A 9,135-nucleotide genomic window follows, 5' to 3' on the forward strand; every position below is an offset into this window, starting at 1 on the left:
CCCCAATGGGGCCCGCTGCAGGCCTGTGCCATGCTGTCTCCCACAAGGGCAACGGAGGGATGCGCGATGGGACGGCGTTTGATCAAGACCGAGGCAGGCCAGCAGGCGTTCAAGGCGCGCAGCGCACAGCTGGCCGGCAAGCTGCGCTCGGCCTTTCTGCTGTTCGATGGCGTGCGCACGGTCGACGAGGTGCTGCAGGCCACACAAGGCCTGGGACTGGGAGCGGCGGACATCGACACCCTGGTGCAGGCCGGCCTGCTGGCCGAGGCCCCGGACAGTTCGCCGGCAGCAGCGCCTGCCGCCAGCCCTTCGGCGCGTTCTGCCCAGGAGCGCTACCGCGACGCCTACCCGGTGGCCGTGGCGCTGACGGGCAAGCTGGGCCTGTCGGGCTTTCGTCTGAACCTGTCGGTGGAGGCCGCCACCAGCTTTGACCAGCTGGCCGCTGTGGCCCCCAAGATCCGCGACGCGGTCGGCCCCCAGGCCTATGTGCCGCTGGAGCAGGCGTTGTTTGCCTGAGGCCGTGGCGGCCACGGCATCTCTCTCTGGGGCATAAAAAACGGCCTGTCGATGACAGGCCGTGTTGTGCGGGGTGTGTGCGGGCTCAGACGGCCAGCAGTTCCACGTCAAACTTCAGCGTGGCGTTGGGCGGGATCACGCCGCCGGCGCCGCGGGCGCCATAGCCCATTTCCGGGGGGATGATCAGGGTGCGCTTGCCGCCGACCTTCATGCCTTCCACGCCCTTGTCCCAGCCCTTGATAACCATGCCCGCGCCCAGTTGGAACACGAAGGGGTCGTTGCGGTCCTTGCTGGAGTCGAACTTGGCGCCTTGCTGGCCGTCCTTGTACAGCCAGCCGGTGTAGTGCACGGTCACGCGCTTGCCGCGGGTGGCTTCGGCACCTTCGCCGACCACGGTGTCCTCGATCTGCAGCACGGGGGCCGCCTTGGTGGAGAGCAGCTCGACCTCGAACTTCAGTGTGGCGTGGGGTGGGATCACGCCGCCGGCGCCATGCGCGCCATAGCCCAGCTCGGCGGGGATGATCAGGGTGCGCTTGCCGCCCACCTTCATGCCTTGCACGCCTTCGTCCCAGCCACGGATCACCATGCCGTCGTCCAGGGTGAACTCGAAAGGCTCGCGGCGGTCCTTGCTGGAGTCGAACTTGGCACCTTGCTCACCATCCAGGTACAGCCAGCCGGTGTAATGTACCTTGACGTCAGCGCCGCTGATGGCTTCGGCGCCCTGACCGACAACGGTGTCTTCGTATTGCAGGCCAGAGGCAGTGGTGGTCAGTGCCATGAAAAATTCCTTGTGTGGACGAAACAGAAAAACAAAAGGCACCGGCGGTCCAAAACCTCGGGTGCCTGTCGCGGTTGCCGCAGCGGCAGCGCGTAGATTACTTCTTCGCGCGTGCGGCTGCCCAGCGTGTGGCAAAAGCCTGCAGATCGCTCAGGCGCTTGAGCAGGTCCTGGCCCGACGCGGTGACGGTGTAGCCGTCGTTGCCATGCTCCATCAAGCCTTCTTCGCGCAGTTCCTTGATGCGGGTGTTCAAGGTGTTGGGCGTGATGCCGCCCACGCTGTCCTGCAGCAAACGGAAGGTTTGCGGATGCCCATCACGCAGTGCCCACAGCACGCGCAATGCGTAGCGGCGCTCGAGTTTTTCGAGCAACTGGTTGATGGCGGCGTTTTCCTTAGAGCTCATGGACGCTTCTCCTTGCGCTGAGATGGGGGATGGGCCGGGCGGTAGGCTGGCCCCGAACCAACGTGAATCGACTATAGCTGTGAATGCTGTCTGCTACAAGTTTAGTAGCTCGGGACAAAGAATCGCTAGGCTGTAAAGCCCAAAAGTGCGCAAAAACGCTGCTTTTGTTGTAGCGCTGCCACGTTCCCACACCGGGGGAATCACGTTCCGGGATGCCCGGATTGCCCAAAACATGGGTGAAGGGCCCAGGGGGGCTTTCTAGAATGCCCGGATTCCAGGGGAAACCCTAGGCGCGGCCGTACTGCGTCCATCTCTGCTATTTTTTTGTGAACATGACCGACACCACCCCCTCCGACCTAGCGCCCCACGGCGCCATCCCCGCACCGTCGAAACCCCTGCCGTTGCAAGGCATTCGCGTGGTGGAGTTCAGCCACATGGTGATGGGGCCGGCGTGCGGCATGGTGCTGGCGGATCTGGGGGCCGAGGTGATCAAGGTGGAGCCGGTGGGCGGCGACCGCACGCGCCACCTGCTGGGCGCCGGAGCGGGTTTCTTTCCCATGTTCAACCGCAACAAGAAGAGCGTGGCCATCGACCTGCGCCAGCCCGAGGGCGTGCAGGCCGCCATCCGATTGGCCGCAAGTGCCGACGTGGTGCTGCAGAACTTCAAGCCCGGGGTGATGAAGAAGTACGGCCTGGACCATGCCAGCCTGTCGCGGCTCAACCCGGGCCTGATCTATGTGAACCACACCGGCTTTCTGCCTGGCCCCTACGAGCACCGCACCGCGCTGGACGAGGTGGTGCAGATGATGGGTGGGCTGGCCTACATGACCGGCCGCCCGGGCGATCCGCTGCGCGCGGGCAGCAGCGTGAACGACATCATGGGCGGCATGTTCGGTGCCATCGGCGCCATGGCAGCGCTGATGCAGCGCGCGCAAACCGGCCAAGGCCAGGAGATCGATGCGGCGCTGTTCGAGAACAACGTCTTCCTGGTCGGCCAGCACATGATGCAGTACGCGGTGACTGGCCAGCCGGCAGCGCCCATGCCCGAGCGCATCTCGTCCTGGGGCCTGTACGACGTGTTCAGCGTCCAGGACGGGGCGCAGATCTTCCTGGCGGCCGTGAGCGATGCGCAGTGGCGCACCTTCTGCACGGCCATGGGCTTTGACGACCTGCTGGCCGATCCGGCGCTGCAGACCAACAACGACCGCGTGCGGGCGCGTGCCACGCTGATGCCCGATTTGCGCCAACGCCTGGCGCAGCACAGCGCGGCGCACCTGGCCCAGGTGTTTGAAGATCACCAACTGCCCTATGCCCCGATCTCGCGGCCCGAGCAGCTGTTTGACGACCCGCACCTGCTGGCCACGGGTGGCCTGGCCGAGGTGGTGCTGAGCGATGGCGACAAGGCGGGCCAGACGGCCAAGACCACCTTGCTGCCGCTGCGCATGGATGGCGAGCGCCTGCCGGTGCGCAGCAACCCGCCCAAGGCGGGCGAGCACACGGCCGAGCTGCTGGCCAGCCTGGGCTACAGCGCAGTAGAGATCGAGGTGATGCGCCAGCAGCAGGCCGTGGCCTGATGCCCGTGTTGGGCATGTGAACGAAATCGGCCTGCAGCGCCTATGCAGCCAGCGCTGGCTGCTATGGTTTGAGTGAGCAGGCATGAAAAAAGGAGACCCGCGGGTCTCCTTTGGTTTGGGCGCCACCTGCCGCGAGGACAGGTGGGTGGCGCCGTTTGGGCCGTACGCGCTTACAGCGAATCGATGAAGCTGCGCAGCTTGTCCGAACGGCTGGGGTGCTTGAGCTTGCGCAGCGCCTTGGCCTCGATCTGGCGGATGCGTTCGCGGGTCACGTCGAACTGCTTGCCCACTTCTTCCAGCGTGTGGTCGGTGGACATCTCGATGCCGAAGCGCATGCGCAGCACCTTGGCTTCGCGCGGGGTCAGGCCATCCAGGATGTCCTTGACCACGTCGCGCAGGCCGGCCTGCATGGCCGCGTCGATCGGCGCGGTGTTGGCCTGGTCTTCGATGAAGTCGCCCAGGTGGCTGTCGTCATCGTCGCCGATAGGGGTTTCCATCGAGATGGGTTCCTTGGCGATCTTCATGATCTTGCGGATCTTGTCCTCGGGAATCTCCATCTTCTCGGCCAGGATGGACGCATCGGGCTCAAAACCAAACTCTTGCAAGTGTTGGCGGCTGATGCGGTTCATCTTGTTGATGGTCTCGATCATGTGCACCGGGATACGGATGGTGCGGGCCTGGTCGGCGATCGAGCGCGTGATGGCCTGGCGGATCCACCAGGTGGCGTAGGTCGAGAACTTGTAGCCGCGGCGGTATTCGAACTTGTCCACGGCCTTCATCAGACCGATGTTGCCTTCCTGGATCAGGTCCAGGAACTGCAGACCGCGGTTGGTGTACTTCTTGGCAATCGAGATCACCAGGCGCAGGTTGGCCTCGATCATCTCCTTCTTGGCGAAGCGGCTGTTGCGCTCGCCTTCGTTCATGCGCTTGTTGATGCTCTTGAGCTCTTCCAGCGGCACGACCACGCGGGCCTGCAGATCGATCAGGTTCTGCTGCAGCTCCTGCACGGGTGGGATGTTGCGCGACAGCACATTGCTCCAGGCCTTGCCGGCCGAGGCGTGCTCTTCCACCCACTTCAGGTTCAGCAGGTTCGGCGGGAATTCCTTGATGAAGATTTCCTGCGGCATGCGGCACTTGTCGACGATGATCTTGCGCAGCTCGCGTTCCTTCTTGCGCACATCGTCCACCTGGGCGCGCACCAGGTCGCACAGCTTCTCGATGGTCTTGGCCGTGAAGCGGATGGTCATCAGCTCGTCGGTGATGGCCTTCTGCACCTTGTTGTACGCGGGCGAACCCCAGCCGTCCTTGTCGTAGGCCTTGCGCAGCTTCTCGAAATGCTCGGCGATCTTGTCGAAGCGCGACAGGGCTTCGTTCTTCAGCTCTTCGAGGCGCCGGGTCATGGCCTTGGAGCCGCCCTTGCCGTCGTCGTCGTCCTCTTCGTCGTATTCGTCGAAGTCTTCTTCGGCCACGTAGTCGTCGTTTTCGTCGGCGTTCACGAAGCCGTCAACGATGGCCGAGATCACGACCTTGCCTTCGCGGATTTCGGCGGCCATGCCCAGCACTTCAGCGATGGTGGCGGGGGAAGCGGAGATTGCCTCCATCATGTCCATCAGGCCGCCTTCGATGCGCTTCGCAATCTCGATTTCGCCTTCACGGGTCAGCAGTTCCACCGTACCCATTTCACGCATGTACATGCGCACGGGGTCGGTAGTGCGGCCGAATTCCGAGTCCACGGTGGACAGGGCGGCTTCGGCTTCCTCTTCCGCTTCCTCTTCGGTGGTGGCGGACTGGCCGGTGTTGTTCAGCAGCAGGGTTTCGGCGTCGGGCGTTTGCTCGTACACCGCCACGCCCATGTCGTTGAGCATGGAGACCACGACTTCCAGCGTCTCCGCATCGACCAGCTTGTCGGGCAGGTGGTCGTTGATTTCTGCGTGGGTCAGGTAGCCGCGGGTCTTGCCCAGCTTGATCAGCATCTTCAGACGCTGACGGCGGGTGTTCATTTCCTCTTCGGTCAGGACGGTTTCGTCCAGGCCGAATTCCTTCATCAAGGCGCGTTCCTTCGCCTTGCTGATCTTCATGCGCAGGGGCTTGGCCTTCTCGGTGGTGCCTGTCTCGACCACTTCGGCTTCGACTTCCACTTCGGTCTCGGCATCCGCTTCGATGTCGGCATCGGCGTCGAAGTCACCCAGATCTTCGTCGATCTCGGACTCTTCCTTGGCCTTGGGCTTGCGGCCGCGCTTGGCGGGCACCTTGGCTTCGGCGGGGGCCTTGGCTGCCTTGGCCGGGGCCTTCTTGGCGGCCACGGGCTTGGCTTCTACGGCCTCGGCCTTGGGGGCGGCTGCTTTCTTGGCCGCAGGCTTCTTGGCGGCGGGGGCCTCGTCGCCTTCGGCCGCTTTCTTGCGACCGCGTTTCGGAGTGCTTTCGGCCAGCAGGGCGTCGGCCATGGCTTTCAGTTCAGCTTGGGACAAAGTCGCCATATCGGAATCTTTCTTGGAAGCGGCTGCCTGGGTGGAGGTGGCAGCAGACTTCTTCACGGTGGCTGCCGTGCTGGCAGCGGCCGTGGTTTTGGAAGTTTTGGGCTTCGCGGTAGCGTCGGGCGCCTGCTTGGACATCTTCGCGGACTTTGCAACGGGCATGAAAACCTCTTGGTGAAAAGCGGACACACAAAGGAAAAATGCAAGCGCCACCTAACCCGGCGCACAAGCATGCCTGGGGCATGCCGGGAGCGAACAGCTCCCAAGGCAAGATGTCTGGGCGATCATTTGGTGTGCAGTCCTTGCGGGAATTGGGCCATGCAGTTGCTGCTGACACGTGACGTCTATCACGGGGCCCGGACCGGAGGTGCTGCTGTCGCTCTTGCCGATGAATGCCTAATTATAGCGTTTGCGCCAAATTGCAAGAGGTTGGCGCGTGTTTTCTGTAAATATTTTTCGTACCCCGGCCAAATCGGTGGCTGTCAGAGGGAGATGTAGGGCAAATCAAAACTGTTTTTCAAAAATAAGAGCTGCCAGCGCTTGCCAATTCATCGTTTCCTTATGAAATCAATTGGAAGTGAAGCTTTCACAAGCGCTAACAGCTCTGCTTTTGGAAGTCAGAAGGACCGAGTGTCCTTACTCAGGCCTGGAAGTGACACGATCCCGCAGCAGCTTGCGGCGCTCCACCAGGGCCAGGTAGTGGGCCTTGATGGCGCTGTCCGACGGGTTGGCGGCGTAGGCCTTCAGGGCTTCGGTCTCCAGGATTTCAATGCGCTTGGCCAGCAGCGGTGCCAGGATGTTGCGCAGCTCCTGCAGTTGTTCCGCTTCCTCGCCCTCGGGGTGGCCGTGCGGCCCTTGCATCAGCTGCAGCGCGAAGGTGCCATGCACGCTGTCGCGCAGGCGCTCCTGCAGCACGGCCCAAGGCTGGGGGCCATGTTCCTGGAACTGGCTTTCGATCCAGGCGAACAGCGGACCGTGCGGCGCGGGCTGGTGGGCCAGGGTGTCCAGGTCGTCGTTGTCCAGCTGCTCGAGGAACTTCATCTGCGACAGCAGCAGGCGCACCGCCTGGTCGGGGGCGGTGGACGGGGCCACGCGCGGGCCCAGGGAGGGCGCGGGCCAGCTGTCCTGCGGGCGGCCGAACTTGCTGCCACGCTTCCATTCGCCACGGGGAGCACCGTTGCGGTTGCCGTTGCCCGTGCCGCGCCAGCGGTCACCATACGAATTGGCATGGCCGCTGGGGGCGAATTCCTGCACCCAGTCGGGCGCGGCAGGGGCATGGGGTGGCGCGTCGTACGGGCTGTGGTTGGGTGCGGGCCGGGAGCCGCCGCGCTGGAAGCGCTTGTCCTGGGCTTCGGCCTGGGCCCACAGCTCCGACAGCTCGCGCGTGTCGATCTGGATCTTGGCGGCCAGCTCGCCCAGCACCAGGCGCTTGAAGGCGCCGTCGGGCAGCAGGTTCCACAGCGGACGGGCCTGGCTGGACAGCTTGGCGCGGCCCTGGGCCTGGCCCAGGTCGCACTCGGCACTGGCCGCCTCGAGCAGGAACTGGCTCAGTGGCAGGGCATTGGCGACATGGCGGGCGAAGGCGTCGCTGCCGTGCTCGCGGATGAAGCTGTCGGGGTCGTGCTCGGCCGGCAGGAACAGGAACTTCACGCTGCGCGTGTCGTTGGCGTAGGGCAGGGCGGCTTCCAGCGCTTTGTGCGCGGCGCGGCGGCCGGCGGCATCGCCGTCAAAGCTGAAGACCACGGAGTCGGTGAAGCGGAACAGTTTCTGCACGTGGTCGTTGGTGCAGGCCGTGCCCAGGGTGGCCACGGCATTCGGAAAGCCCAGCTGCGCCAGGGCGACCACGTCCATGTAGCCTTCGGTGACCAGCACGTAGCCCATGCTGCGCAGGGCATCACGCGCCTCGAACAGGCCGTACAGCTCGCGCCCCTTGTGGAACAGCGGGGTTTCGGGCGAGTTCAGGTATTTGGGTTTCTCATCACCCAGCACGCGCCCGCCAAAGCCGATGCATTCGCCCTTGACGTTGCGGATGGGGAACATGATGCGGTCGCGGAAGCGGTCGTAGCGCTTGTCGTCGTCCTCGCCGACGATGACCAGGCCGCTTTCCTGCAACTGCGGGTCGTCATATTCCGGGAACACGCTGGCCAGGTTGCGCCAGCCCGGCGGGGCATAGCCCAGTCCGTACTTGCTGGAGATGGCGCCCGAGACCCCGCGCTGCTTGAGGTACTGCACCGCGTGCGCGTGCTCCTTGAGCTGGTGGCGGTAGGCGTTGCCGGCGCGTTCCAGCACGTCGTTCAGGGTGGCCTGCTTGAGCTTGGCGGCGGCTTGGCGTTCGCGCTCCTGCGGGCTGATGTCCTCCTGTGGCACGACCATGCCGACCTGGCCAGCCAGGTCATTCACGGCTTCCACGAAACCCATGCCCGCATGCTCCATCAGAAAGCCGATGGCATTGCCGTTCTTGCCGCAGCCGAAGCAGTGGTAGAACTGCTTGGACGGGCTGACGCTGAAGGAGGGGGACTTTTCGCCGTGGAAGGGGCACAGCCCCATGAAGTTGGCGCCGCCTTTTTTGAGCTGCACGTAGCGACCCACCACGTCGACGACATCGACGCGGGACAACAGCTCTTGGATGAAGGATTGGGGAATGGACACTGGCGCTATTGTCCCGTATGCGCCTGGCGCGCGTCACGGGCGGCGGGCATGCCCCCGCAAAAAGCCGACAGCCTGCGGGGGCGATGGCGCAAAAAAAGCCCGGCATGGCCGGGCTGTCAAAGAAGGGGAAAGGATTGCGGCTGCGGATCAGTGCAGCATCAGGGCGCCTGCGCTCTTGCTCTTGCCAGCGCGGGCGGGTGGGTTGCACAGGCCACACTCGAAATGGCGGGCGTTTTCATACAGTTCGGAGACAAACATGCCACCGCACTTGCTGCACTTGGTGCGGGTCAGCATGTTGGCGTCCACGAACTTCACCAGGCGCCAGGCGCGGGTGAAGGACAGCAGGCAGTCCAGTTGCGAGGCCGTGACCTGCTCGGTGTACAGGCGGTAGGCCTTGGTCAGCACCTCGACAGGGTCGGCATCCACGCCCTTGGACAGGTATTCATAGATGTTCAGGAACAGCGAGCTGTGGATGTTTTCCTGCCAGGTCAGGAACCAGTCGGTCGAGAAAGGCAGCTGGCCTTTGGAGGGCGACTTGCCGGCGATCTCCTTGTACAGACGGATCAGGCGTTCGTAGGACAGCGTGGTTTCCGACTCCAACACCTGCATGCGGGCACCCATCTGGATGAGCATGGCAGCACGTTCGATTTGCTTGGATTCGTTCAGAACACTTTTGGCGGGCGCGGACATGGCGTGACTCCGTAGGCGGTGATCGGTCGAAGCGGCTTAGAGCACTTCGGA

The 9,135-nt window shown here is 63.9% G+C and carries 8 protein-coding genes and 1 pseudogene; 3 read left to right on the top strand and 6 right to left on the bottom strand.

Features of this window, described 5'->3' with window-relative positions; genetic code table 11:
* The first annotated feature begins 66 nt into the window (after positions 1-66).
* A complete protein-coding gene (locus CA2_RS08900) occupies positions 67-516 on the top strand; it encodes a hypothetical protein (RefSeq protein WP_042415500.1) in 450 nt (149 codons plus the stop codon).
* An 85-nt stretch (positions 517-601) separates the two neighbouring features.
* Here the strand turns inward: CA2_RS08900 and CA2_RS18525 are convergent, their stop codons facing one another.
* The 3 genes and pseudogenes from CA2_RS18525 to CA2_RS08910 form a co-directional block, all read right to left on the bottom strand.
* On the bottom strand, positions 602-955 hold the full coding sequence (locus CA2_RS18525) for an FKBP-type peptidyl-prolyl cis-trans isomerase (RefSeq protein WP_225890510.1): 354 nt from the start codon (positions 953-955) through the stop codon (positions 602-604).
* Positions 947-1,294: pseudogene (locus CA2_RS18530) on the bottom strand (FKBP-type peptidyl-prolyl cis-trans isomerase); the annotation flags it as partial. The gene CA2_RS18525 and the pseudogene CA2_RS18530, both read right to left, overlap by 9 nt.
* A 97-nt stretch (positions 1,295-1,391) precedes the next feature.
* Positions 1,392-1,697 carry a winged helix-turn-helix transcriptional regulator gene (locus tag CA2_RS08910; RefSeq protein ID WP_042415506.1) on the bottom strand — a complete coding sequence of 102 codons (306 nt, stop codon included), beginning with the start codon at positions 1,695-1,697 and terminating at the stop codon, positions 1,392-1,394.
* A gap of 332 nt (positions 1,698-2,029) precedes the next feature.
* On the opposite strand from CA2_RS08910, the gene CA2_RS08915 reads away from it, so the two are divergent.
* Positions 2,030-3,271, top strand: a complete 1,242-nt coding sequence (locus CA2_RS08915; protein WP_081888926.1) for a CaiB/BaiF CoA transferase family protein — start codon at positions 2,030-2,032, stop codon at positions 3,269-3,271.
* Between the two features lie 170 nt (positions 3,272-3,441).
* Here the strand turns inward: CA2_RS08915 and rpoD are convergent, their stop codons facing one another.
* The gene (rpoD, locus tag CA2_RS08920; RefSeq protein ID WP_245620917.1) at positions 3,442-5,748 is read right to left on the bottom strand and encodes an RNA polymerase sigma factor RpoD; all 2,307 of its coding nucleotides are present in this window, start codon (positions 5,746-5,748) and stop codon (positions 3,442-3,444) included.
* Positions 5,749-5,761: 13 nt separating this feature from the next.
* On the opposite strand from rpoD, the gene CA2_RS18535 reads away from it, so the two are divergent.
* A complete protein-coding gene (locus CA2_RS18535) occupies positions 5,762-5,923 on the top strand; it encodes a hypothetical protein (RefSeq protein WP_225890490.1) in 162 nt (53 codons plus the stop codon).
* A gap of 458 nt (positions 5,924-6,381) precedes the next feature.
* On the opposite strand, the gene dnaG is transcribed toward CA2_RS18535, so the two are convergent.
* Both dnaG and flhC read right to left on the bottom strand, forming a co-directional pair.
* Entirely contained in the window at positions 6,382-8,394 is a 2,013-nt protein-coding gene (gene dnaG / locus CA2_RS08925; protein ID WP_042415511.1) for a DNA primase, read from the bottom strand.
* 147 nt (positions 8,395-8,541) lie between these two features.
* Positions 8,542-9,084, bottom strand: a complete 543-nt coding sequence (gene flhC / locus CA2_RS08930; protein ID WP_042415514.1) for a flagellar transcriptional regulator FlhC — start codon at positions 9,082-9,084, stop codon at positions 8,542-8,544.
* Positions 9,085-9,135 lie beyond the last annotated feature (51 nt).

Source organism: Comamonas aquatica NBRC 14918, assembly GCF_000739875.1.
In the GTDB taxonomy this organism is placed as follows: domain Bacteria; phylum Pseudomonadota; class Gammaproteobacteria; order Burkholderiales; family Burkholderiaceae_C; genus Comamonas; species Comamonas aquatica.

Coding starts and splice junctions, on each gene's coding strand:
- CA2_RS08900 (WP_042415500.1), top strand. CDS start 67: ATGGGACGGCGTTTGATCAAGACCGAGGCAGGCCAGCAGGCGTTCAAG.
- CA2_RS08910 (WP_042415506.1), bottom strand. CDS start 1,697: ATGAGCTCTAAGGAAAACGCCGCCATCAACCAGTTGCTCGAAAAACTC.
- CA2_RS08915 (WP_081888926.1), top strand. CDS start 2,030: ATGACCGACACCACCCCCTCCGACCTAGCGCCCCACGGCGCCATCCCC.
- rpoD (WP_245620917.1), bottom strand. CDS start 5,748: ATGGCGACTTTGTCCCAAGCTGAACTGAAAGCCATGGCCGACGCCCTG.
- flhC (WP_042415514.1), bottom strand. CDS start 9,084: ATGTCCGCGCCCGCCAAAAGTGTTCTGAACGAATCCAAGCAAATCGAA.